Source organism: Liquorilactobacillus mali (assembly GCF_001437155.1).
In the GTDB taxonomy this organism is placed as follows: Bacteria; Bacillota; Bacilli; order Lactobacillales; family Lactobacillaceae; genus Liquorilactobacillus; species Liquorilactobacillus mali_A.
Window position 1 is genome coordinate 17,332 of sequence record NZ_JQAR01000017.1, and the last position, 20,779, is coordinate 38,110.

Genomic DNA, 20,779 nt, shown 5'->3' on the forward strand with positions numbered 1-20,779 from the left:
GGCGGTCATCAAATAATGGTTGCCCCAAGACTGTTTTTAAAGTGATCAAGCGCCCATTCGTGTCCGATCTGATTAAAGCTAGCTACCGCGTTTTGGGGAATTGTAATTTTAAAATTCTTGTTATATGCGTCAATTGCAGTATGGAGAACACAAATGTCGGTACAAACACCGGTGAGATAAAGTTCTTCAATTTGATGTGTACGCAGGAAGTTTTCGAGATTAGTGTTTGCGAATGAAGAGTATCTGTTCTTATCATAGAAGTAAACTTCATCGTTATTTTTGTGTAGATCAAACCATGTACCAACACTGCCAAACAATTCACGTCCCCAAGTATTTGCAAGATTATGCGGGGGAAAAAGTTTTGTTTCAGGATGGTAAGGGTCATTTTTTTTGTGCAGATCCGTCGGGAAAATTATATAGTCATGGTTTACTAAAAAAATATCTGCTAGTTTTGCAATTTCAGTATCAATTGCTTGTCCGGGGGCACCACAGGTTAGTGCACCTTTATCATCAACAAAATCATTTGTGTAGTCGATTATTAAGAGGGCTTTTTTCATTGAGATCGATTCCTTTCAGAAGTGTTTACAAAAAGGATAAGCATATTTTGAAAAAAAAGCAAATTAAATTGAAAAATCTCTTGCTTTGAAGGTGTATCCAAGGTATTATAGAAAGGTACTTGTCCAAGGGATAAGTGCGCGCATTAAAAAGAAGTTTGAGCTATGATGTTGAAGGTTGCGACACACCCGGGAGCTTTGCCATGGGGTGGTTGGGAATTTCGACGGAGCTAGTCTTGTTTTTAAAATAGACGAAGGAGGGAACACAATGGCAAAACAAAAAATTCGTATTCGCTTAAAGGCATACGAACATCGCATTTTAGATCAGTCTGCTGATAAGATCGTCGAAACAGCAAAGAGAACTGGTGCAACAATCGCAGGTCCTATTCCGCTACCAACGGAACGTACACTTTACACGGTTATCCGTTCACCACATAAGTACAAGGATTCACGTGAGCAATTCGAAATGCGCACACATAAGCGTTTGATTGATATTGTTAATCCAACACCTAAAACAGTTGATTCATTGATGAAATTGGATCTACCTAGTGGCGTTGATATTGAAATCAAATTATAATTCAGTAATTACTAAAGCAATAGTAAAATAAATTAATTGGAGGTGTACTCATGACCACTAAAGGAATCTTAGGAAAAAAAGTAGGGATGACACAAGTTTTCACTGATAACGGCGAATTAGTTCCTGTAACTGTTGTTGAAGTTGGTGCTAACGTTGTAATGCAAATCAAGACTGTCGAAAATGATGGTTACGAAGCTGTGCAATTGGGCTTTGATGATTTACGTGAAGTCTTGTCAAACAAACCTGCTAAAGGTCATGCAGCAAAAGCAAAAACTGCTCCTAAGCGCTTCATTCGTGAAATTAGAGATGTTGAGCTTGGAGATTACAAAGTCGGAGATGAAGTTAAGGCAGATCTCTTTGAAACAGGCGACATCGTTAATGTCACAGGTACATCAAAGGGCCATGGCTTCCAAGGTAATATCAAGCGTTGGGGACAATCACGTGGACCAATGGCTCACGGTTCTCGTTACCATCGTCGTCCTGGTTCAATGGGTGTAATTATCAACCGCGTATTCAAAGGTAAACTTCTTCCAGGTCGTATGGGTGGAGATCGTGTTACGATCAAGAACCTTGAAATTGTAAAAGCTGATGTAGAAAATAACGTACTTTTAATCAAAGGTAATGTACCAGGTGCTAACAAATCATTGGTTACTGTCTTTGGTACAGTTAAAGAAAAATAACTAGAGGAAGGGAGGATAATTAAATGCCAAAAGTTACATTATTCAAACAAGATGGTAGCAAAAATGGTGAAGTTGAATTAAACGAAAACATTTTTGGTATCGAACCAAACGATAATGTCGTCTTTGATGCAGTTATTATGCAACGTGCATCATTACGCCAAGGAACACATGCTGTTAAGAACAGAAGTGATGTTTCTGGTGGTGGTAAGAAACCATGGCGTCAAAAAGGAACCGGTCGTGCTCGTCAGGGCTCTATCCGTTCACCACAATGGGTTGGTGGTGGAACAGTCTTTGGACCAACACCACGCTCATATAGCTACAAACTTCCAAAGAAGGTTCGCCGTTTAGCAATCAAGTCAGTACTTTCACAAAAGGTATTGAATGAAAGCTTGCTGATTGTTGACAAATTAAGTTTTGATCAACCAAAAACAAAAGCTTTCGCAGAAGTTTTGAATAGCTTAGATGTTAAGACAAAAGTTTTAGTAGTTCTTGAAGATGGCAATGACTTAGCTGCTCTTTCAGCTCGTAACTTACCAAATGTTACGGTCGTTAGTGCTAAAGGCGTTAATGTATTAGACGTTATTAACAGCGACAAGTTAGTCATGACTCAAGAAGCTCTTTCTCAAGTAGAGGAGGTTCTTGCATAAAATGGAAGCACGTAAAATTATCTTAAAACCAGTTGTTACAGAAGCTTCAACTGAAGGCTTGGATGCAAAGCGTTATACATTTGATGTTGACACACGCGCAACTAAGATTGAAGTTAAGAAAGCTGTTGAAGAAATTTTTGGCGTTAAGGTTGTTAAAGTTAACATCATGAACGTTAAAGGTAAATTAAAGCGTATGGGTCGTTATGCTGGCTACACAAAAAAACGTAGAAAAGCAATCGTTACTTTGAGCGCAGATTCAAAAGAAATCAAATTATTTGAAGAATAAAAATTTGTAATAGGAGGGAATACACGTGGGGATCAAAAAATTTAAACCAACCTCTAACGGGCGTCGTAATATGACTGGTTCAGATTTTTCTGAAATTACAAAGACAACTCCAGAAAAATCATTGCTTGAATCACAAAGCAAGACAGCTGGTCGTAACAGTTATGGCCGTATTACTGTCCGTCACCGTGGTGGTGGTCACAAGCGTCAATATCGTTTAATTGACTTTAAACGCATTAAAGATGATGTACCTGCAACAGTTAAAGCAATCGAATATGATCCAAACCGTTCAGCAAACATTGCATTACTTGTTTATGCTGATGGTGTTAAATCATATATCCTTGCTCCTAAAGGCCTTGAAGTGGGTCAAGTTGTTCAATCAGGAAAGGAAGCAGATATCAAGGTAGGTAACACTTTGACATTAGCAGATACCCCTGTTGGTACAATTATTCATAATATCGAACTTAAGCCTGGAAAAGGTGGTCAATTGGTTCGTTCAGCTGGAGCATCAGCACAGTTACTTGGTAAGGAAGGCAAATATGCTTTAGTTCGTTTGACTTCAGGTGAAGTTCGCATGGTTCTTTCAACTTGCCGTGCTACAATTGGTGCAGTTGGTAATGAACAACATGAACTTATTAAAATCGGTAAAGCTGGTCGTTCACGTTGGGCTGGCAAACGTCCTACAGTTCGTGGTTCTGTAATGAACCCTAACGATCACCCACATGGTGGTGGTGAAGGTAAAGCTCCTATCGGTCGTCCAAGTCCTATGTCACCATGGGGACAGAAAACGATGGGTTACAAGACACGTTCTAAGAAGGCACAATCTGACAAATTTATCGTACGTAAACGTAACAAGTAGCCAAAAGGCTGCTTAAGGATTAGATGATCCGAAAGGAGGATTCACATTGAGTCGTAGTTTGAAAAAAGGACCATTTGCTGATGCTCATTTGATGAAGAAAATCGAAGCTCAAGCAGATCAAGAAAAGAAATCTGTAATTAAGACATGGTCACGTCGTTCAACAATTTTCCCAAGTTTCATTGGTTATACAATCGCTGTGTACGATGGTCGCAAGCATGTCCCAGTTTATATTCAAGAAGATATGGTTGGCCACAAGTTGGGTGAATTTGTACCAACACGTACATTCCGTGGTCATGGTAGTGGCGACAAAAAAACAGTTGTTAAGTAAGGGAGGGTAATAAAATGGCTGAACAAGTTACATCAGCAAAAGCAACTGCCAAAACAGTTCGAATCCCTGCACGTAAAGCACGTCTAGTGATCGATCTCATACGTGGCAAAAGCGTAGCTGAAGCATTAGGGATTTTAAAGTTCACACCAAGAGCTGGCTCTCTAATCATTGAAAAAGTATTAAAATCAGCAATTGCAAATGCAGAAAATAATTTTGACTTAGATGTTGAAGATTTAATAGTAAGTGAAGCTTTTGTTAACGAAGGACCAACCTTAAAACGTTTCCGTCCTCGCGCAAAGGGTTCTGCTTCTCCAATCAACAAACGTACTAGTCATGTTACTGTAGTTGTATCTGTAAAATAAGGAGGGATAATGCGTGGGTCAAAAAGTAAATCCAACGGGATTACGTGTAGGAATCATTCGTGATTGGGATGCAAAATGGTATGCAGAAAAAGATTTTGCTGACAATTTACATGAAGATTTACACATCCGTGAATACATTCAAAAGAAATTAGCCGATGCATCTGTCTCTACCGTTGAAATTGAACGTGCTGCAAAGCGCGTTAATGTTTCAATCCATACTGCAAAACCAGGTATGGTTATCGGTAAAGGTGGAGCAGAAGTTGAAAAGCTTCGTAAGGAATTAAATGAATTAACAGGTAAGAGAGTTCATATCAACATTGTTGAGATTAAGAAACCTGATTTAGATGCTCAATTAGTTGGCGAAAATATTGCAGTACAATTGGAAAATCGTGTTGCATTTCGTCGTGCTATGAAGCAAGGTATTCAGCGTACAATGCGTTCTGGAGCAAAGGGGATTAAGGTACAGGTTGCTGGACGTTTGAACGGGGCAGATATGTCACGTGTAGAACATTTTTCAGAAGGTACAGTTCCATTGCATACACTTCGCGCTGATATCGATTATGCTTGGGTAGAAGCAATCACAACTTATGGTAAATTAGGCGTTAAAGTTTGGATTTACCGTGGGGAAGTTTTACCTGCTAAGAAAGATAATAGTAAAGGAGGGAAATAACCTATGTTAGTACCAAAACGTACAAAGCATCGCCGCGAATTCCGTGGCAAGATGCGTGGCGAAGCAAAGGGTGGCAAGACTGTTGCTTTTGGAGAATACGGCTTACAAGCTGTTGATTCACATTGGATTACAAACCGCCAGATTGAAGCTGCTCGTGTTGCAATGACACGTTACATGAAACGTGGTGGGAAAGTTTGGATTAAGATTTTCCCTCATAAATCATACACTGCTAAAGCTATTGGTGTTCGTATGGGTTCTGGGAAAGGTGCTCCTGAAGGTTGGGTATCTCCAGTAAAACGCGGTAAGATTATTTTTGAAATTGCCGATGTTCCAGAAGAAGTTGCTCGTGAAGCATTGCGTTTAGCTTCCCACAAGCTCCCATTGAAAACTAAGTTTGTAAAACGTGAGGAAGTAGGTGGCGAATCAAATGAAGGCTAAAGAAATTAATGAATTAACCACTGCTGAAATGCTCGATAAAGAAAAGCAATTCAAAGAGGAATTATTTAACTTGCGCTTCCAATTAGCTACCGGTCAATTGGAAAATACTGCTCGCTTAAAAGAAGTTCGCAAGACGATTGCGCGTATAAAAACGGCATTACGTCAACAAGAATTGAACAAATAGAATACGAAGAGGAGGAAACTAAAGTATGACTGAAGATCGTAACCAACGTAAAGTCTATCAGGGACGTGTTGTTTCGGACAAAATGGATAAAACGATTGCTGTTGTTATTGAAACTTACAAGAACCATAAAGTCTATAACAAGCGTGTTAAGTACTCCAAAAAGTATAAGGCACATGATGAAAATAACGAAGCAAAAGTGGGAGACATCGTAAAGATTATGGAAACTCGTCCGTTGTCAGCAACAAAGAGATTCCGTTTAGTTGAGATCGTTGAAAAGGCAGTTATTATCTAGAGTATATTCTGGATTTAAATGTACTTTGATTCGTATTCTGATTCGTTAACGAAAGGAGGTCACATACCGTGATCCAACAAGAAAGTCGTTTAAAAGTTGCTGATAACTCTGGTGCACGTGAAATCCTTGTAATTAAGGTTTTAGGTGGTTCACGCGTCCGTACAGCAAATATTGGTGACACGATTGTTGCTACTGTTAAACAGGCAACACCAGGTGGCGTTGTCAAAAAAGGTGATGTTGTTAAGGCTGTTGTCGTTCGAACAAAGTTCGGAACACACCGTGCAGATGGTTCTTACATCAAATTTGATGAAAATGCAGCAGTTATTATTGGTGATGACAAATCACCAAAAGGTACACGTATCTTTGGGCCAGTTGCACGTGAATTACGTGATGGAAGCTTTATGAAGATCGTTTCCTTAGCACCTGAAGTACTGTAATAAACCGATGTTGGCAAGGAGGTGCGAAATAAAATGTTCGTAAAAAAGAATGATAAAGTTAAGGTAATTGCTGGTAAGGACAAAGGTAAAGAAGGCATTATTGAAAAAGTTTTTCCTAGTAAAGACCGTGTAATCGTTAAGGGTGTAAATATTATTAAAAAGCACCAAAAACCAAGCAACGCAAATCCTAACGGTGGAATTGTTGAGGTTGAAGCACCTATTCATGTTTCCAACGTTATGTTGCTTGATCCATCAAACAATGAGACAACTCGTATAAGTGTAAAAGTTGTTGATGGTAAAAAAGTTCGAGTTTCTAAAAAAACTGGTGAATCCTTAGATAAGTAGAAATAGGAAAGGAGGATTACTTTCTTCATGGTTAATCGTTTAAAAGAAAAATATGATAAAGAAATAGTTCCATCAATAATGGAAAAATTCAATTATACTTCAATCATGCAAGCTCCTAAAGTTGATAAAATCGTTATCAACATGGGTGTTGGTGATGCAGTTAGCAACGCTAAGAACTTGGATGAAGCAGTTGAAGAATTGACTTTGATTGCAGGTCAAAAACCTGTTATTACAAAGGCAAAGAAATCAATCGCTGGTTTCCGTTTACGTGAAGGTATGCCTATCGGAACTAAAGTTACATTACGTGGCGAGCGTATGTATGATTTCTTGGATAAATTAGTATCTGTTTCACTACCTCGTGTTCGTGATTTTCATGGTGTTAGCAAGCGTGCCTTTGATGGCCGTGGTAACTACACACTGGGTATCCGTGAACAACTAATTTTCCCTGAAATTGATTTTGATGATGTTAACAAAGTTCGTGGTATGGATATCGTTATTGTTACAACCGCAAATTCAGATGAAGAATCAAAAGAATTATTGTCGCAACTAGGAATGCCATTCGCTAAATAAAGGGGGTTTCACATTGGCAAAGAAGTCGCAAATTGCAAAGAACAAACGCGAAGCTAAGTTCTCTACGCAAGAATATACACGCTGTGAACGTTGTGGTCGTCCACATTCAGTTTATCGTAAGTTTAAGTTATGCCGTGTTTGCCTGAGAGATCTTGCCCACAAAGGTCAAATTCCTGGGATGAAAAAGGCTAGCTGGTAATCCAATAAAGTAAAGGAGGGCAAATTTAATGGTCATGACTGATCCAATCGCAGACTTCTTGACACGTGTTCGCAATGCAAACATGGCAAAGCACGAATCTCTTGAAGTACCTGCTTCAAAAATTAAGCACGATATTGCAGAAATCCTCAAAAATGAAGGTTTCGTTCGCAATGTTGAATATATTGATGATGACAAACAAGGAATCATCCGTGTATTCTTGAAATTTAGTAAGGATAACGAACGTGTAATTACTGGGATTAAGCGTATTTCAAAACCCGGTTTACGTTCATATGTTAAAGCAGATGCTGTTCCTAAGGTTCTAAACGGCTTGGGAATCGCTATTCTTTCAACCTCAGAAGGGGTTATGACAGATAAAGACGCCCGCGCAAAGAAAATTGGCGGCGAAGTATTAGCATACGTTTGGTAGAAATTTTCGAAAGTAAGGAGGTGTCACTACCGTGAGTCGTATTGGTTATAAAGAAGTTACTGTACCTGCTGGTATTGAGGTCAATCGTGATGGAGACATCGTAACTGTTAAGGGACCTAAAGGTGAATTAACTCGTGAATTCTCTGACAAGATTTCAATGGAAATCGAAGGTAATGTTGTTAAGTTTGATCGTTCAAGCAATGATAGCAAGACAAAAGCATTACACGGGACAACAAGAGCTGTATTTCACAACATGATATTAGGTGTTAGCAAAGGTTTCAAGAAGGAATTGGAACTTCAAGGTGTTGGTTACCGTGCACAAATGAAGGGTAATACGCTCGTATTGAATGTTGGTTATTCTCATCCAGTAGAGTTTGTTGCTGAAAATGGCATTAGCATTGAAGCACCTTCTGCAACTTCAATAATTGTTTCTGGTATTTCAAAAGAAGCAGTTGGAGATTTTGCGGCAAAGATTCGTTTGACACGTGCTCCAGAACCTTATAAGGGCAAGGGAATTCGTTACAAGGGTGAAATTGTTCGTCGTAAGGAAGGTAAGACTGGTAAGTAATCAGTTTAACTGAAAAAAGATACAAATTAAATTAAGAGGTGAAAATTGTGATTTCAAAACCAGATAAGAATAAGACACGTCAAAAGCGTCATCTGCGTGTCCGTGGTAAGATCTCTGGTACAGCTAAGTGCCCACGCTTAAATGTTTATCGTTCAAACAAAAACATCTACGCTCAAGTAATTGATGACGTAGCGGGTGTGACGCTAGTTAGTGCCTCTACGTTAGATAGTGAAGTCAGTGGTGACTCTAAGACAGAACAAGCAACTTCAGTTGGTGAAGTTGTTGCAAAACGTGCTGTTGAAAAAGGTATCAAGGAAGTTGTTTTTGACCGTGGCGGATATTTATATCACGGACGTGTTGAAGCACTTGCAACTGCTGCTCGTGAAAATGGATTAGACTTTTAGGAAAGGGAGGGAAACTAATTTATGACTTTTATCGATCCAGCTCAATTAGATTTAGAAGATCGCGTTGTTGCGATTAACCGTATCACAAAAGTTGTTAAAGGTGGACGTCGCTTACGTTTTGCTGCCTTAGTTATCGTTGGAGACCACAATGGCCATGTTGGCTTTGGTACAGGTAAGGCACAAGAAGTTCCTGATGCTATCCGTAAAGCTGTTGATGATGCTCGTAAGAACCTTATCACAGTCCCAATGGTTAATGATACGCTTCCTCATGAAGTTCTTGGTGAATATAGTGGTAGCCGTATCATGTTGAAACCGGCTATAGCTGGTTCTGGTGTTGCTGCTGGTGGTGCTGTCCGTGCCGTTATGGAATTGTCTGGTGTTGCCGATGTAACAAGTAAGTCACTTGGTTCAAGTACACCAATCAATGTTGTTCGTGCAACAATGGATGGTTTAGCAAAAATGAAGAGTGCTGAAGAAGTTGCCGCACTTCGTGGTGTTTCAGCACAACACTTAGCAGAATAAAGGAGGCTCAATATTATGGCTAATTTAAAAGTTACTTTGGTTCGTAGTGTCATTGGGCGTCCTCAAAAGCAGCGTGATATCGTTAAAGCACTTGGTTTAGGTCGTGTCAACAGTTCAGTTGTTCTTCCTGACAATGCTTCAACACGTGGTGCTGTTGCGAAAATCAATCATTTGGTTGATGTTTCAGTTGCTGAGTAATCGTTTATGACATGTTATAATTAATAATTAAGGAGGTGCCAACCTGATGGAATTGCATGAGTTAAAAGCAAGTGAAGGTTCACGTCACGTACGTAATCGCGTAGGTCGCGGAACTTCATCCGGTAATGGTAAGACAGCTGGACGTGGTCAAAAAGGCCAAAAAGCTCGTGGTAAGGTACGTTTGGGCTTTGAAGGTGGACAAATGCCATTGTTCCGTCGTATGCCAAAACGTGGTTTCCAAAATATCAACCGCAAAGAATTTGCAGTTGTTAATTTAGACGCGCTTAACAAATTCGATGATGGTACAGAAGTTACACCAGTACTCTTAGTTGAGAATGGTGTTGTTAAAAAAGAATTGAATGGAATTAAAATTCTAGGTAATGGTGAGTTGACTAAGAAGTTAACCGTCAAAGCCAATAAGTTTTCTGCTTCAGCTAAGGAAGCTATTGAAGCAGCTGGCGGTCAAGCAGAGGTGATTTAATGCTTAAAACAATGAAGAACGCCTTAGCTGTAAAAGAGATCCGTAACAAAATCTTATTTACATTAGGTGTCTTGATTGTATTTCGTTTAGGCACATATATCACAGTCCCTGGGATCAACGCTAAAGCTCTAAGTAGTGTTGCGTCTTCAGGGTTAGTTAGTATCTTGAACACTTTCAGTGGTGGTGGTTTGGAGAACTATTCCATTTTAGCAATGGGTGTTTCACCATATATTACTGCTCAGATTATTGTTCAGCTACTTCAGATGGATATTGTTCCCCGCTTTGTTGAGTGGAGTAAACAAGGTGAAGTTGGTCGTAGAAAGCTTAATCAGGCTACAAGATATTTAACAATAGTGCTGGCGTTTGTACAGTCAATTGGAATTACAGCTGGGTTTAATGCACTGAGCAGTTTGAATTTGGTCGAAGATCCAGGAATTAAGACATATGTAAGTATCGGAATTATTTTAACGGGTGGTTCATTATTTACTACATGGCTTGGTGACATGATTACTGATAGAGGTTTTGGAAACGGAATTTCAATGATAATCATGGCTGGTATTATCGCAAGAATTCCTACTGGCGTTCACCAGATTTACAATGATCAATTTGTTGATGCGTCATCTAGTGATTTGTGGAAGAGCATTTTGTATGTTGTTGTATTATTGGTAGCTATTTTAGTGATTGTTGCTTTTGTTACATATGTGCAGCAAGCAAGTTATAAAATTCCTATTCAATATACTAGACGACTTGCAGGAGCAACTAATAGTTCATATCTGCCTTTGAAAATCAATGTGGCAGGAGTTATTCCAGTTATCTTTGCGAGTTCCTTTATTGCAACACCGCAGACAATTTTGATGGCATTTACACAAAATTACTCTGAAGCTACATGGTACAAGGTGATGACTAACATCTTCAACATGCAAGCTACAGGCGGAATGATTCTTTATACTGTTTTGATTGTTGTATTTACTTTTTTCTATGCTTTTGTTCAGGTTAACCCTGAAAAGTTATCGGAGAATTTGCAAAAGCAGGGCAGTTACATTCCAAGTGTCTGGCCAGGCAAGGAAACAGAGAAATTTGTTTCACGTCTGTTGATGCGTTTAAGTTCAGTCGGTTCACTCTTCTTAGGACTTGTTGCTTTGATTCCATTGGTTGCCTCAAACATTTGGGGATTGGATGAATCAATAGGATTAGGTGGAACTAGTTTATTGATTGTTGTGGGGGTTGCACTTGAATCAATCAGACAATTAAAGGGTATGATGATGAAGCGCGAGTATGTCGGCTTCATTAGATAAGTTAGTGATAATGAGAGAGAGTTCGGCTTCGCTTTAGTGGGGCCAGCTTTTTCATTTAAAACTAATTACACATTCTATGGAGGTTATTGAACAATGACAGGAATGAACTTAATGTTGATGGGATTGCCTGGGGCAGGGAAAGGAACACAGGCTGAAAGAATTGTCGATGAATTTAATATTCCGCATATTTCAACCGGTGATATTTTCCGAGCTGCTATAAAAAATGAAACACCGATGGGCTTAAAGGCAAAGTCCTTTATTGATAAGGGTGAGCTTGTTCCAGATGAAGTTACAAATGGAATTGTCAAGGAACGTTTGAGCAAATCCGATACAGATAAAGGATTTCTACTTGATGGTTTTCCCAGAAACATGGCTCAAGCAGAGGCTCTGGATGAAATGGGAACTGAGTTATCAAAATCATTGGTCGGTGTTATTAATATTCATGTTGACCCAGCTTCATTATTAGAAAGATTAACTGGAAGATTTATTTGCCGTGATTGTGGAGCAACGTATCATAAGGTCTTTAATCCAACAAAAGTTGCAGGAACTTGTGATCGCTGTGGTGGTCATAACTTCTATCAGCGCGAAGATGATAAACCAGAAACTGTTAAGAATCGCTTGGATGTTAATATAAAGATGAATACACCACTATTAGCATTCTATGAAGAAAAAGGTTTGTTACATGAAGTTGATGGTAATCAAGAAATCGGCAAAGTATTTGATGATATCAAGGATATTTTAGAAAAAATAAAGTAGCAATTGCTGAAATTGCTTGCATATAGTTCTTTGAAATGATATACTGTTCCAGGTTTATCTTTTCAATAGGATTAGTCTGTCCATTTGGATGGATTAGCTTGCGTAGAAGAGTTACTCCTTGGTTTTAAGGAGTTACCGTTTTGCGTGTAAAGTTTTAAAACCATTTAAGGAGGTACTTTTGCGTGGCGAAAGATGATGTGATTGAAATTGAGGGTACAATCAAAGAAACGTTACCCAATGCGATGTTCAAGGTCGAGCTCGAAAATGGACACGAGATATTAGCTCATGTATCAGGAAAAATCAGAATGCATTATATTCGCATTTTACCTGGTGATAAGGTAACTGTCGAAATGTCCCCTTACGATTTGACTAAGGGCCGCATTACCTATCGCTTTAAATAGATTGTACTTCAAATACATTTGGGAGGTATAATTCATGAAGGTAAGACCATCAGTAAAACCAATGTGTGAACACTGTAAAGTAATTAAGCGCAAGGGTCGTGTTATGGTAATTTGCTCAAATCCAAAGCACAAACAACGTCAAGGATAATTAAAAATTAGGAGGTGTAATTGTTATGGCTCGTATTGCAGGTGTCGATTTACCACGTGACAAGCGTATCGTAATCGGCTTAACTTACATTTATGGAATCGGTAATACTACAGCACAAAAAATCTTAGCAGAGGCAGATGTGTCTGAAGATGTTCGCGTACGCGACTTGACTTCTGATCAAGAAGATAAGATTCGTGCTGTTGCTGATAAGTATAAGGTCGAAGGTGATCTTCGTCGTGAGGTCAGCTTAGATATCAAGCGTTTATCAGAAATTGGATCATACCGAGGCTTACGTCATCGTCGTCATTTACCAGTTCGTGGACAAAACACGAAGAATAATGCACGTACACGTAAAGGCCCAGCTGCATCAATTGCTGGTAGAAAGAAATAATTAATTAAAGGAGGTTAGCTATTTCATGGCAGTTAAGAAAAGTTCGCGTAAGCGTCGAGTAAAGAAGAATATTGAAGTCGGCGTGGCACATATTCATTCAACATTTAATAATACACTTGTTATGATTACAGATGTTCATGGCAATGCTATTGCTTGGTCTTCTGCAGGTGCTCTTGGTTTCAGGGGTAGCCGTAAGTCAACTCCATTTGCTGCTCAAATGGCTGCAGAAGCTGCAGCAAAGGGTTCAATGGAACATGGTATGAAGAGTGTTGAAGTTGCAGTTAAAGGCCCTGGTTCTGGTCGTGAAGCCGCTATTCGTGCTTTACAAACGACTGGTCTTGAGGTTACGTCAATTCGCGATGTGACTCCAGTTCCTCATAATGGATGTCGTCCTCCAAAACGCCGTCGTGTTTAATGTGGTTTCGTATTCATTTTGAGGTAAATCTTCATAATGTTTTCGCCAGATTACACGTCGTGTTTTGAAAGGGGTAAAGATAAGAATGATTGAATTTGAAAAACCAAAAATTCATAAAATAGAAGAAAATCTTGATTATGGTAAATTTGTTGTTGAACCACTTGAACGTGGCTATGGTACTACTTTAGGTAATTCACTTCGTCGTATTTTGCTTTCATCACTTCCTGGTGCAGCAATTACTGATATTCAAATTGATGGTGTTTTGCATGAGTTCTCGACTATCAAGGGTGTCCTTGAGGATGTAACACAAATCATTTTGAATCTTAAAAAAGTTGCTTTGCGCATTGACTCGGAAGAAAACCAAACATTGGAAATCAATGTTGCTGGTCCAATTGAAGTAACAGCGGGTGATATCCAGGGAAGTAGTGATGTCGAGGTTCTTAACCCTGACCTGTACATTTGTACAGTTGCCGAAGGAGCATCATTTCATGTTCGGATGACTGCTAACACTGGCCGTGGCTATGTTTCTGCTGATGATAACAAGGCCAGGGCTGATGATATGCCAATTGGTGTGTTACCGATTGACTCAATTTATACCCCGATCGAACGTGTAAACTATCAAGTAGAGAAAGCACGTGTTGGTCAAAGAGATGATTTTGATAAGTTGACACTTGATGTTTGGACTAACGGTGCTGTTACTCCAAGCGAAGCAATCAGCTTGTCTGCGAAAATTTTAACAGAACATTTGACTTTATTTGTTGATCTTACTGATGAGGCTAAGAATGCTGAAATCATGGTTGAAAAAGAAGAGACACATAAGGAAAAGATGCTTGAGATGACGATTGAAGAGCTTGATTTGTCAGTTCGTTCTTATAATTGCTTGAAGCGTGCTGGAATAAACACAGTTCAAGAATTAACTAATAAGTCTGAAGCTGATATGATGAAGGTCCGCAATCTTGGACGTAAGTCATTAGAAGAAGTTAAGAATAAACTTGTTGATTTGGGTTTATCATTACGTCATGATGACTAATCTTTATTAAGGGAGGGAATACTTCATGGGTTACCGTAAATTAGGACGAACAAGTGAACATCGTAGAGCTATGTTGCGTAACTTGACGACTGACTTGCTCGTTAACGAAAAAATCGTGACAACTGATGCACGTGCTAAAGAAGTTCGTAAATCAGCTGAAAAGATGATTTCATTAGGTAAGAAGGGCGACTTGGCTTCTCGTCGTCGTGCTGCCGCATTTTTGATGAATGTTGTTGCTGACGTTAAAGAAGATGGTGATAATGTTGTTGTTCAATCAGCATTACAAAAGCTTTTCTCAGAGTTGGCACCACGTTTTGAAGAACGCAATGGTGGTTACACACGTATCCTCAAGATGGATGAACGTCGTGGAGATGCAGCAAAAATGGTTGTTCTTGAATTAGTTGACTAGTTTGAAATAGCTATCATTTTGTCACTTTTATAACGATAACTGGGCGTTACGATGATGGGTAGTTCCTAGTCTAGTCCTAAGTACCTTAATTGGGAAACCTTCGTTATAAAAAGTGATTTTTTTTGCTTTAAAGTAAAAAAACTTTAAAACCTTATTTCGGAGTTTGACATAAAACAATAAGATTCAGAGTTATGTGGGAAAAGTTGGCTTATGGAACACATTTATCTGGAACAAATAGAGGAGCAGGTCATAATTAAACTTTGGCTTGGCCTCTTTTTTAATAGAAGTTGAATTTTACGAGTTAAGACGCTGTAATGCTGTAATATAAATGATATTATTTTGATTTTTACATAGAAGTAACTTTTGCTTTACGCAACTAAATGTTGTAATTCACCTCTTCTTTAATAGGCTGAATATGGTATGATAATGTTATAAAATTCTAGTTGAGGAGAGTAAAAAACAGTGGATATAGTTGAAATTAAAAACCTTACTTTTAAATATCCGCAACAAGAAGTACAAAATTTCAATAATTTTAATTTAAAAATAAAAAAGGGTGAATGGCTTGCAATTATTGGTCATAATGGGAGCGGAAAGAGCACATTAGTACGACTAATAGATGGCTTGCTGGCTCCTGAAAGTGGTGAAATTACGGTAAGTGGAATAAAACTGACACCTGAGTCAGTTTGGGATGTACGCAGCAAGATTGGTATGGTTTTCCAGAATCCTGATAATCAATTTGTTGGAGCTAATGTCGAAGATGATGTTGCTTTTGGACTAGAGAATGCAGCAATTCCACGTAAAGAAATGTTAATTAGAGTAAGACAAGCACTTGAACGTGTTAAAATGTGGGAATTTGCTGATCATGAACCTGTTAGATTATCAGGTGGTCAGAAGCAGCGAGTTGCATTGGCTGGAATAATTGCTTTAAAGCCTGAAATTATCATTCTTGATGAGGCTACAAGCATGCTTGATCCTGAAGGACGTCAAGCTGTCTTGGAGATTATTCGTGAATTGAATCAAGTAGAACACTTGACTGTTATATCAATTACGCATGATATCGATGAAGCATCTAATGCACAGAGGGTGGTTGTGCTGGATGACGGCAAAATTGTTCAAGATGATATTCCTGCAAAAATTTTTTCACATGGAGCAAGCCTAGTTAAGATTGGGCTTGAACCACCTTTTTCTGAGAAATTAAAGGAAGAACTTGTAAAGCAAGGAATCGAAGTACCTGATGAATATCTTACAAAAGAAGGAATGGTTGATTGGCTATGGCAATTATTTTCAAAGCAGTAAATTATATGTATCAGCCAAATACACCTTTTGAGCAGCAAGCACTTGAAAATATATCAGTTGAAATTCCCACTGGGAGTTATACTGCATTAATTGGACATACTGGAAGTGGAAAATCTACTTTTTTGCAACATTTAAATGGATTGTTGCGCCCTACAAGCGGTGTAATTCAAGTTGGTAAACAAGCAATTACACCCGAAACTAAAAACAAGCAATTAGGTGAACTTCGCAAACATGTTGGGATTGTATTTCAATTTCCTGAGGCACAGTTATTTGAGGAAACAGTAATTAAAGATATTGCATTTGCTCCGAAAAATTTTGGTAAAAGTGAAGAAGAAGCTGAGACAATAGCTCGCAGAATGGCTCAACAAGTCGGATTAGATGACGAATTGTTATCTAAATCACCATTTGAATTATCAGGTGGTCAGATGAGGCGTGTTGCAATTGCTGGTATTCTTGCGATGGAGCCTGAGATCTTGGTACTGGATGAACCGACAGCTGGACTTGATCCACAAGGAAGACTTGAAATGATGGAAATGTTCAAGAGGTTAAAGGAAGAACAAAACTTAACAGTTGTTTTGGTTACCCATCAAATGGATGATGTTGCCAAGTATGCTGATAACGTAATTGTATTGGAAAAGGGTAAACTGATTGCTAGTGGAACTCCCAGTGAGATTTTTGCGCAACCCAATTGGCTTGTCGAGCATCACCTTGCATTGCCTAAGGCGGGTGAATTTGCGTTGGAGTTTGAAAAGAAGACCGGATATAAGTTTTCAACTTTACCGCTGACGGAAGTTTCTTTAGCTCAACAAATTGCATCTTTATTACATGGGGGTGGTGTGCACCATGGGTAAAGTGTTATTGGGAAGGTATGTTCCTGGTGATTCAATTGTGCACCGTATGGATCCTAGAGCAAAACTAATATTGAGCTTTTTCTTTATTGTTATTATCTTTTTAGCAAATAATTGGCAGTCGTATGCTCTGTTATTTGCTTTAACAATCGGAAGTATTTTAGCTGCCAAGGTAAACTTTGCCTTTTTTATTAAGGGTGTTCGTCCATTAATTTGGTTAATATTGTTTACGGTCCTATTACAGATTTTTTTTAGTAGTGGAGGAACTGTCTTTTGGAGATGGGGACCGTTTAACTTATCTTATTACGGTTTGATCAATGGGGCATATGTTTTCTGCAGATTTGTACTAATCATTTTTATGTCAACGCTATTAACATTAACAACGGCACCTCTTGAAATTGCGGATGCACTTGAGAAGCTAATGATGCCTTTGAAGAAAATCAAGGTTCCAGTCTATGAGATTTCTTTGATGCTGTCAATTGCTTTAAGATTCGTGCCGACGCTGATGGATGAGACAGCGAAAATTATGAATGCACAGCGTTCACGAGGGGTGAACTTTGGTGAAGGAAGTATTATGCAGCAGATAAAGGCAGTTGTCCCACTACTTGTTCCATTATTTGTTAGTTCATTCAATCGTGCTGAGGATTTGGCAACTGCAATGGAAGCTCGGGGATATCGTGGCGGTGAAGGAAGAACTAAGTATCGCGTACATTATTGGCAGACAGGTGACACAGTAGGATGTGCTGTCTTTGTGGCGGTACTGATTATCTTGTTGTTCTTGCGCCATTGGTAATTATGAATGAATGTGGGGAATTAGATGTCAAAGAGGTATATGATAACGCTGGCGTATGATGGAACAAACTTTGCGGGATTTCAGAGTCAGCCAAATCAACGGACTGTGCAAGATGTTTTAGAAAAAGCAGTCAATAAGATGAGTACGGCAAAAGAATTTGTGCATATTTTCGGTTCAGGAAGAACAGATGCTGGTGTACATGCATTTGGTCAAATTGTTCATTTTGATCTTGAGAATGATATACCTGCACAAGGAATTGTGAATGGATTGAATAGTATGCTGCCACTTGATATGCAAGTAGTGGATGCAAAAATTGTTTCGAAAGAATTTCATGCACGTTTTACAGCACATGGCAAACGCTATATGTATCGGGTAAGTCGCGGACGTTTCGTTGATCCTTTCAAGAGGTTTTATACAGGACATTACAAGTATCCATTAAATATTGAATTAATTAGGGAAGCAATTCCGGATGTAATTGGAACACATGATTACTCAAGTTTTGTGGCATCCGGTAGTCAAACTAAGAGTCATGTGCGAACTATCTATGATGCAACTGTTAGGGAAGATCTTGAAAATAATGAAATAATTTTTGAATTTTATGGTAATGGCTTTTTATACAATCAAGTACGAATCATGGTTGCAGCGCTTCTCGAAATAGGAAATGGTAAGCGGCCAGTACATGATTTTCTACGCCTGTATGAAGTTAAAGATCGCAATGAATGTCGTGCAACTGCACCAGCAAGCGGGCTTTATTTAAAAAAAGTATATTATGATATAGAAAATAATAAATAAGTAACTAGTTTTAATTGACTTTGGACTCAAAAAAAAGTATCATAATATTTGGTATTGTTTGCCCCACAGTAGGCCCCGGAAACTTATTTTGTGTCAAACAAGCATATGTAAATGGAGGAAATAAACGTGCGTACAACATATATTGCAAAACCAGGCGAAATAGAACGTAAATGGTACGTAGTGGATGCAACTGATGTTCCTTTGGGACGTCTTTCTTCAACTGTTGCTTCTATCTTACGTGGTAAAAATAAACCAGTATTCACACCAAATGTTGATACAGGTGATTTTGTTATTGTTATCAATGCAGAAAAAGTTGCTTTGACAGGTCGTAAAGCAACAAGAAAGATTTATTATCATCATACAGACCATCCAGGTGGTTTGAAGAGCCGTACAGCTGGTGATTACCGTGAAAAAGATCCTGAGAAGTTAATTGCTTTATCCATCAAAGGAATGCTTCCAAAGGGTACACTTGGTAAAGCTCAAGCTAAGAAGTTACATGTTTACCGTGGTGCAGATCACAAGCATGAAGCTCAACAACCAGAAGTATTGGATATCACAAACTTAATCTAGGAGGAAACTTAATTGGCTCAAGTACAATATAAAGGCACTGGCCGTCGCAAGAATTCTGTTGCTCGTGTACGTTTAGTACCAGGTACAGGTAAGATTGTTATGAACGGCAAGCCTGCAGAAGAATATGTTCCATTTGCAAACTTACGCGAAGTTATGGTTCAACCATTTGACGTTACAGAAACAAAGGATTCATATGATGTTCTTGTTAACGTTGATGGTGGCGGCTTCTCTGGTCAAGCTGGTGCAACACGTCATGGTATTGCACGTGCATTGCTTGAAGTAGATCCTGATTTCCGCGGCGTCCTCAAACGTGCTGGTCTCTTGACTCGTGATGCACGTATGAAAGAACGTAAGAAGCCAGGTCTTAAGAAAGCTCGTAAGGCTTCACAATTTTCAAAACGTTAATATTATATATATCAATGTTTACAAGGCATCCACTTTTTGTGGGTGTCTTTTTTTGTAAAAATCCCTACCCAAAGTCCCCACCGAATCCCCATGTCTATTTTATTTAAATTGTCATAAGCAAAGTTGGCTAGAGTCAATGTGACAACATTGTTGACATTAACATTAACATAAATACGGGTTGTTCCAAGATATGAATGTGTTAGTACTTCTTATATTTTTTCAAGAGACATATCGTGTCTTTTTTGCTAGAGTTGATGTTGTATGACATAATTTATGCGATGACCAAGGCTTTAAATTAGAATAACGATGGTGGATGGTAGATTTCATCCGATAATTTAAATAACCCCGTATGAAGTCGTTGATTTAAATTACCATGGCAATCACAATAGGTAAACACTAACAGTTCCTGCGTTTGTGTGATATTTAGTTTTGCAAGCTTATCTTTCTGGTGTTTCTTCCATTCGATAAGCATTCTTTCTAAATGATCTGGTAGTAGAAATTGCGTATTTTTACTTTCCTTTGTATTTTTAACGTTACCAAATTTGTCTAGCGCATGAGTGAGATAGATCGTCTTATTGCTAAAGTTAACATGCTTTCATTGTAAGGTGTACGTTTTCGATTTTCGATCAGATAAGAAGAAGGTCGTCTAAAATAACATGTAGTTTTGATATGAAAGTAATTCATTATCTAAGTCTTCTTGAACACCCTGAAATCAAGCAAGCAGTTTAGTATCACTAAGATATTTATCTTCATCACGTTTTGCAGTTTTTAAATGATTTTTTTGATAAGCTTTTAGACTTGCTGATCATTAGTGGTATCTCAAGCGTGGTAACTAATTCGTAATGAAGAAATGCGATAATGAATATAAAAAAGGTAGGCCTAGCGATATGTCTACTAATAGTAGGGGTATATTTCGAAACAATCCACTTAATGGACTGAAAAAAAGCGAATTTTAGCAACTAGTAAAGATAAAAAATGAAAATTGTTAATAAAGAAAGCAGAATGTTGAAAGAAAATAGTCGCAAATGGGAAAGTGATAACCGTAAAGTCATGAAATGGGCGTATCATTCTAAAGATGATTATTTTCTTGATCTGCAAGGAGTTAGATTTAGTTTTTATGTTTACCGTAAGCACAAAGACAAGTATGGGTTTGTACACGAATTTAAAGAGCATAAGGCAAACAAATATGATAGTGATTTTTAAAT

The 20,779-nt window shown here is 38.4% G+C and carries 37 protein-coding genes; 36 read left to right on the forward strand and 1 reads right to left on the reverse strand.

All coding sequences use genetic code 11. From position 1 onward, the window contains the following. Positions 1–8: 8 nt before the first annotated feature. On the reverse strand, positions 9–557 hold the full coding sequence (locus IV36_RS07855; protein ID WP_056991607.1) for a cysteine hydrolase family protein: 549 nt from the start codon (positions 555–557) through the stop codon (positions 9–11). A gap of 265 nt (positions 558–822) precedes the next feature. Between IV36_RS07855 and rpsJ the strand changes: the two genes are divergently transcribed. From rpsJ to IV36_RS08035, 36 genes are all read left to right on the forward strand, one after another. Then, a complete protein-coding gene (rpsJ, locus tag IV36_RS07860; protein ID WP_003689445.1) occupies positions 823–1,131 on the forward strand; it encodes a 30S ribosomal protein S10 in 309 nt (102 codons plus the stop codon). Positions 1,132–1,181: 50 nt separating this feature from the next. Continuing rightward, complete coding sequence (gene rplC, locus IV36_RS07865; protein ID WP_056991608.1) at positions 1,182–1,811, forward strand: 50S ribosomal protein L3; 630 nt, start codon at positions 1,182–1,184, stop codon at positions 1,809–1,811. A gap of 23 nt (positions 1,812–1,834) precedes the next feature. Then, the gene (rplD, locus tag IV36_RS07870) at positions 1,835–2,458 is read left to right on the forward strand and encodes a 50S ribosomal protein L4 (RefSeq protein ID WP_003689441.1); all 624 of its coding nucleotides are present in this window, start codon (positions 1,835–1,837) and stop codon (positions 2,456–2,458) included. Between the two features lies 1 nt (position 2,459). Then, a complete protein-coding gene (rplW, locus tag IV36_RS07875) occupies positions 2,460–2,744 on the forward strand; it encodes a 50S ribosomal protein L23 (RefSeq protein ID WP_056991609.1) in 285 nt (94 codons plus the stop codon). Between the two features lie 25 nt (positions 2,745–2,769). Further along, positions 2,770–3,600: a 50S ribosomal protein L2 gene (rplB, locus tag IV36_RS07880; RefSeq protein ID WP_056991610.1), complete on the forward strand. Its 831-nt coding sequence runs from the start codon at positions 2,770–2,772 to the stop codon at positions 3,598–3,600. Positions 3,601–3,646: 46 nt separating this feature from the next. Then, on the forward strand, positions 3,647–3,928 hold the full coding sequence (gene rpsS, locus IV36_RS07885) for a 30S ribosomal protein S19 (protein ID WP_003689435.1): 282 nt from the start codon (positions 3,647–3,649) through the stop codon (positions 3,926–3,928). Between the two features lie 14 nt (positions 3,929–3,942). Then, positions 3,943–4,290 carry a 50S ribosomal protein L22 gene (gene rplV, locus IV36_RS07890; RefSeq protein WP_003689433.1) on the forward strand — a complete coding sequence of 116 codons (348 nt, stop codon included), beginning with the start codon at positions 3,943–3,945 and terminating at the stop codon, positions 4,288–4,290. 13 nt (positions 4,291–4,303) lie between these two features. After that, on the forward strand, positions 4,304–4,960 hold the full coding sequence (gene rpsC / locus IV36_RS07895; protein WP_056991611.1) for a 30S ribosomal protein S3: 657 nt from the start codon (positions 4,304–4,306) through the stop codon (positions 4,958–4,960). A 3-nt stretch (positions 4,961–4,963) separates the two neighbouring features. Next, a complete protein-coding gene (rplP, locus tag IV36_RS07900; RefSeq protein WP_056991612.1) occupies positions 4,964–5,398 on the forward strand; it encodes a 50S ribosomal protein L16 in 435 nt (144 codons plus the stop codon). Next, complete coding sequence (gene rpmC, locus IV36_RS07905) at positions 5,388–5,582, forward strand: 50S ribosomal protein L29 (RefSeq protein WP_003689426.1); 195 nt, start codon at positions 5,388–5,390, stop codon at positions 5,580–5,582. The genes rplP and rpmC overlap by 11 nt, the downstream gene beginning before the upstream one ends. A 25-nt stretch (positions 5,583–5,607) precedes the next feature. Beyond that, positions 5,608–5,874, forward strand: coding sequence for a 30S ribosomal protein S17 (gene rpsQ, locus IV36_RS07910; RefSeq protein ID WP_003689424.1), 267 nt, complete (start codon positions 5,608–5,610; stop codon positions 5,872–5,874). A gap of 68 nt (positions 5,875–5,942) precedes the next feature. After that, complete coding sequence (gene rplN, locus IV36_RS07915; RefSeq protein WP_003689422.1) at positions 5,943–6,311, forward strand: 50S ribosomal protein L14; 369 nt, start codon at positions 5,943–5,945, stop codon at positions 6,309–6,311. Between the two features lie 33 nt (positions 6,312–6,344). Further along, positions 6,345–6,656, forward strand: coding sequence for a 50S ribosomal protein L24 (gene rplX, locus IV36_RS07920; protein WP_003689421.1), 312 nt, complete (start codon positions 6,345–6,347; stop codon positions 6,654–6,656). A gap of 27 nt (positions 6,657–6,683) precedes the next feature. Continuing rightward, a complete protein-coding gene (rplE, locus tag IV36_RS07925) occupies positions 6,684–7,226 on the forward strand; it encodes a 50S ribosomal protein L5 (protein ID WP_003689418.1) in 543 nt (180 codons plus the stop codon). Positions 7,227–7,239: 13 nt separating this feature from the next. Then, positions 7,240–7,425 (forward strand): type Z 30S ribosomal protein S14, encoded by a 186-nt coding sequence (locus IV36_RS07930; RefSeq protein ID WP_003689416.1) that lies wholly within the window; start codon positions 7,240–7,242, stop codon positions 7,423–7,425. 28 nt (positions 7,426–7,453) lie between these two features. Further along, positions 7,454–7,852, forward strand: coding sequence for a 30S ribosomal protein S8 (gene rpsH, locus IV36_RS07935; RefSeq protein WP_003689414.1), 399 nt, complete (start codon positions 7,454–7,456; stop codon positions 7,850–7,852). A 31-nt stretch (positions 7,853–7,883) separates the two neighbouring features. Beyond that, positions 7,884–8,420 (forward strand): 50S ribosomal protein L6, encoded by a 537-nt coding sequence (gene rplF / locus IV36_RS07940; protein ID WP_056991613.1) that lies wholly within the window; start codon positions 7,884–7,886, stop codon positions 8,418–8,420. A gap of 47 nt (positions 8,421–8,467) precedes the next feature. Continuing rightward, positions 8,468–8,824: a 50S ribosomal protein L18 gene (gene rplR / locus IV36_RS07945; RefSeq protein ID WP_003689410.1), complete on the forward strand. Its 357-nt coding sequence runs from the start codon at positions 8,468–8,470 to the stop codon at positions 8,822–8,824. 21 nt (positions 8,825–8,845) lie between these two features. Beyond that, positions 8,846–9,346 carry a 30S ribosomal protein S5 gene (gene rpsE / locus IV36_RS07950; RefSeq protein ID WP_003689409.1) on the forward strand — a complete coding sequence of 167 codons (501 nt, stop codon included), beginning with the start codon at positions 8,846–8,848 and terminating at the stop codon, positions 9,344–9,346. A 15-nt stretch (positions 9,347–9,361) separates the two neighbouring features. Continuing rightward, positions 9,362–9,544 (forward strand): 50S ribosomal protein L30, encoded by a 183-nt coding sequence (gene rpmD / locus IV36_RS07955; RefSeq protein WP_056991614.1) that lies wholly within the window; start codon positions 9,362–9,364, stop codon positions 9,542–9,544. Positions 9,545–9,590: 46 nt separating this feature from the next. Continuing rightward, positions 9,591–10,025, forward strand: coding sequence for a 50S ribosomal protein L15 (rplO, locus tag IV36_RS07960; protein ID WP_056991615.1), 435 nt, complete (start codon positions 9,591–9,593; stop codon positions 10,023–10,025). After that, complete coding sequence (gene secY, locus IV36_RS07965) at positions 10,025–11,320, forward strand: preprotein translocase subunit SecY (RefSeq protein WP_056991616.1); 1,296 nt, start codon at positions 10,025–10,027, stop codon at positions 11,318–11,320. The genes rplO and secY overlap by 1 nt, the downstream gene beginning before the upstream one ends. Positions 11,321–11,422: 102 nt before the next feature. Beyond that, positions 11,423–12,076, forward strand: a complete 654-nt coding sequence (locus IV36_RS07970; protein ID WP_056991633.1) for an adenylate kinase — start codon at positions 11,423–11,425, stop codon at positions 12,074–12,076. 182 nt (positions 12,077–12,258) lie between these two features. Then, on the forward strand, positions 12,259–12,477 hold the full coding sequence (infA, locus tag IV36_RS07975) for a translation initiation factor IF-1 (protein ID WP_003689399.1): 219 nt from the start codon (positions 12,259–12,261) through the stop codon (positions 12,475–12,477). 34 nt (positions 12,478–12,511) lie between these two features. Beyond that, a complete protein-coding gene (gene rpmJ / locus IV36_RS07980) occupies positions 12,512–12,625 on the forward strand; it encodes a 50S ribosomal protein L36 (protein WP_003689393.1) in 114 nt (37 codons plus the stop codon). Between the two features lie 25 nt (positions 12,626–12,650). Then, positions 12,651–13,016 carry a 30S ribosomal protein S13 gene (rpsM, locus tag IV36_RS07985; RefSeq protein WP_056991617.1) on the forward strand — a complete coding sequence of 122 codons (366 nt, stop codon included), beginning with the start codon at positions 12,651–12,653 and terminating at the stop codon, positions 13,014–13,016. Positions 13,017–13,041: 25 nt separating this feature from the next. Further along, positions 13,042–13,431, forward strand: coding sequence for a 30S ribosomal protein S11 (gene rpsK, locus IV36_RS07990; RefSeq protein ID WP_003689375.1), 390 nt, complete (start codon positions 13,042–13,044; stop codon positions 13,429–13,431). 85 nt (positions 13,432–13,516) lie between these two features. Beyond that, positions 13,517–14,461 carry a DNA-directed RNA polymerase subunit alpha gene (locus IV36_RS07995; protein ID WP_056991618.1) on the forward strand — a complete coding sequence of 315 codons (945 nt, stop codon included), beginning with the start codon at positions 13,517–13,519 and terminating at the stop codon, positions 14,459–14,461. A gap of 25 nt (positions 14,462–14,486) precedes the next feature. Further along, positions 14,487–14,870 (forward strand): 50S ribosomal protein L17, encoded by a 384-nt coding sequence (rplQ, locus tag IV36_RS08000; protein ID WP_056991619.1) that lies wholly within the window; start codon positions 14,487–14,489, stop codon positions 14,868–14,870. Between the two features lie 462 nt (positions 14,871–15,332). After that, positions 15,333–16,166, forward strand: a complete 834-nt coding sequence (locus IV36_RS08005) for an energy-coupling factor ABC transporter ATP-binding protein (protein WP_056991620.1) — start codon at positions 15,333–15,335, stop codon at positions 16,164–16,166. Beyond that, positions 16,142–17,017 (forward strand): energy-coupling factor ABC transporter ATP-binding protein, encoded by an 876-nt coding sequence (locus IV36_RS08010; RefSeq protein ID WP_056991634.1) that lies wholly within the window; start codon positions 16,142–16,144, stop codon positions 17,015–17,017. The genes IV36_RS08005 and IV36_RS08010 overlap by 25 nt, the downstream gene beginning before the upstream one ends. After that, positions 17,010–17,807: an energy-coupling factor transporter transmembrane component T family protein gene (locus tag IV36_RS08015; protein WP_056991621.1), complete on the forward strand. Its 798-nt coding sequence runs from the start codon at positions 17,010–17,012 to the stop codon at positions 17,805–17,807. The genes IV36_RS08010 and IV36_RS08015 overlap by 8 nt, the downstream gene beginning before the upstream one ends. A 24-nt stretch (positions 17,808–17,831) precedes the next feature. Beyond that, on the forward strand, positions 17,832–18,599 hold the full coding sequence (truA, locus tag IV36_RS08020; RefSeq protein WP_056991622.1) for a tRNA pseudouridine(38-40) synthase TruA: 768 nt from the start codon (positions 17,832–17,834) through the stop codon (positions 18,597–18,599). 126 nt (positions 18,600–18,725) lie between these two features. Beyond that, complete coding sequence (gene rplM / locus IV36_RS08025; protein WP_056991623.1) at positions 18,726–19,169, forward strand: 50S ribosomal protein L13; 444 nt, start codon at positions 18,726–18,728, stop codon at positions 19,167–19,169. Between the two features lie 12 nt (positions 19,170–19,181). Further along, positions 19,182–19,574 carry a 30S ribosomal protein S9 gene (gene rpsI, locus IV36_RS08030; protein WP_003689359.1) on the forward strand — a complete coding sequence of 131 codons (393 nt, stop codon included), beginning with the start codon at positions 19,182–19,184 and terminating at the stop codon, positions 19,572–19,574. A gap of 975 nt (positions 19,575–20,549) precedes the next feature. Continuing rightward, a complete protein-coding gene (locus IV36_RS08035) occupies positions 20,550–20,777 on the forward strand; it encodes a hypothetical protein (protein ID WP_056991624.1) in 228 nt (75 codons plus the stop codon). Positions 20,778–20,779: the final 2 nt, after the last annotated feature.

What these genes read in the sequence shown, in the direction of transcription:
- rplD (WP_003689441.1), top strand. Translation starts at nt 1,835, where the DNA reads ATGCCAAAAGTTACATTATTCAAACAAGATGGTAGCAAAAATGGTGAA.
- IV36_RS08010 (WP_056991634.1), top strand. Translation starts at nt 16,142, where the DNA reads ATGGCAATTATTTTCAAAGCAGTAAATTATATGTATCAGCCAAATACA.
- IV36_RS07855 (WP_056991607.1), bottom strand. Translation starts at nt 557, where the DNA reads ATGAAAAAAGCCCTCTTAATAATCGACTACACAAATGATTTTGTTGAT.
- rpsJ (WP_003689445.1), top strand. Translation starts at nt 823, where the DNA reads ATGGCAAAACAAAAAATTCGTATTCGCTTAAAGGCATACGAACATCGC.
- rplE (WP_003689418.1), top strand. Translation starts at nt 6,684, where the DNA reads ATGGTTAATCGTTTAAAAGAAAAATATGATAAAGAAATAGTTCCATCA.
- rplW (WP_056991609.1), top strand. Translation starts at nt 2,460, where the DNA reads ATGGAAGCACGTAAAATTATCTTAAAACCAGTTGTTACAGAAGCTTCA.
- rplQ (WP_056991619.1), top strand. Translation starts at nt 14,487, where the DNA reads ATGGGTTACCGTAAATTAGGACGAACAAGTGAACATCGTAGAGCTATG.
- IV36_RS08015 (WP_056991621.1), top strand. Translation starts at nt 17,010, where the DNA reads ATGGGTAAAGTGTTATTGGGAAGGTATGTTCCTGGTGATTCAATTGTG.
- IV36_RS07995 (WP_056991618.1), top strand. Translation starts at nt 13,517, where the DNA reads ATGATTGAATTTGAAAAACCAAAAATTCATAAAATAGAAGAAAATCTT.
- rplO (WP_056991615.1), top strand. Translation starts at nt 9,591, where the DNA reads ATGGAATTGCATGAGTTAAAAGCAAGTGAAGGTTCACGTCACGTACGT.
- truA (WP_056991622.1), top strand. Translation starts at nt 17,832, where the DNA reads ATGTCAAAGAGGTATATGATAACGCTGGCGTATGATGGAACAAACTTT.
- rpsK (WP_003689375.1), top strand. Translation starts at nt 13,042, where the DNA reads ATGGCAGTTAAGAAAAGTTCGCGTAAGCGTCGAGTAAAGAAGAATATT.
- rpsM (WP_056991617.1), top strand. Translation starts at nt 12,651, where the DNA reads ATGGCTCGTATTGCAGGTGTCGATTTACCACGTGACAAGCGTATCGTA.
- rplP (WP_056991612.1), top strand. Translation starts at nt 4,964, where the DNA reads ATGTTAGTACCAAAACGTACAAAGCATCGCCGCGAATTCCGTGGCAAG.
- rplC (WP_056991608.1), top strand. Translation starts at nt 1,182, where the DNA reads ATGACCACTAAAGGAATCTTAGGAAAAAAAGTAGGGATGACACAAGTT.
- rpmJ (WP_003689393.1), top strand. Translation starts at nt 12,512, where the DNA reads ATGAAGGTAAGACCATCAGTAAAACCAATGTGTGAACACTGTAAAGTA.
- rplV (WP_003689433.1), top strand. Translation starts at nt 3,943, where the DNA reads ATGGCTGAACAAGTTACATCAGCAAAAGCAACTGCCAAAACAGTTCGA.
- rpmD (WP_056991614.1), top strand. Translation starts at nt 9,362, where the DNA reads ATGGCTAATTTAAAAGTTACTTTGGTTCGTAGTGTCATTGGGCGTCCT.
- IV36_RS07970 (WP_056991633.1), top strand. Translation starts at nt 11,423, where the DNA reads ATGAACTTAATGTTGATGGGATTGCCTGGGGCAGGGAAAGGAACACAG.
- rplX (WP_003689421.1), top strand. Translation starts at nt 6,345, where the DNA reads ATGTTCGTAAAAAAGAATGATAAAGTTAAGGTAATTGCTGGTAAGGAC.
- rpsE (WP_003689409.1), top strand. Translation starts at nt 8,846, where the DNA reads ATGACTTTTATCGATCCAGCTCAATTAGATTTAGAAGATCGCGTTGTT.
- rpmC (WP_003689426.1), top strand. Translation starts at nt 5,388, where the DNA reads ATGAAGGCTAAAGAAATTAATGAATTAACCACTGCTGAAATGCTCGAT.
- rpsH (WP_003689414.1), top strand. Translation starts at nt 7,454, where the DNA reads ATGGTCATGACTGATCCAATCGCAGACTTCTTGACACGTGTTCGCAAT.
- rpsQ (WP_003689424.1), top strand. Translation starts at nt 5,608, where the DNA reads ATGACTGAAGATCGTAACCAACGTAAAGTCTATCAGGGACGTGTTGTT.
- IV36_RS08035 (WP_056991624.1), top strand. Translation starts at nt 20,550, where the DNA reads ATGAAAATTGTTAATAAAGAAAGCAGAATGTTGAAAGAAAATAGTCGC.
- secY (WP_056991616.1), top strand. Translation starts at nt 10,025, where the DNA reads ATGCTTAAAACAATGAAGAACGCCTTAGCTGTAAAAGAGATCCGTAAC.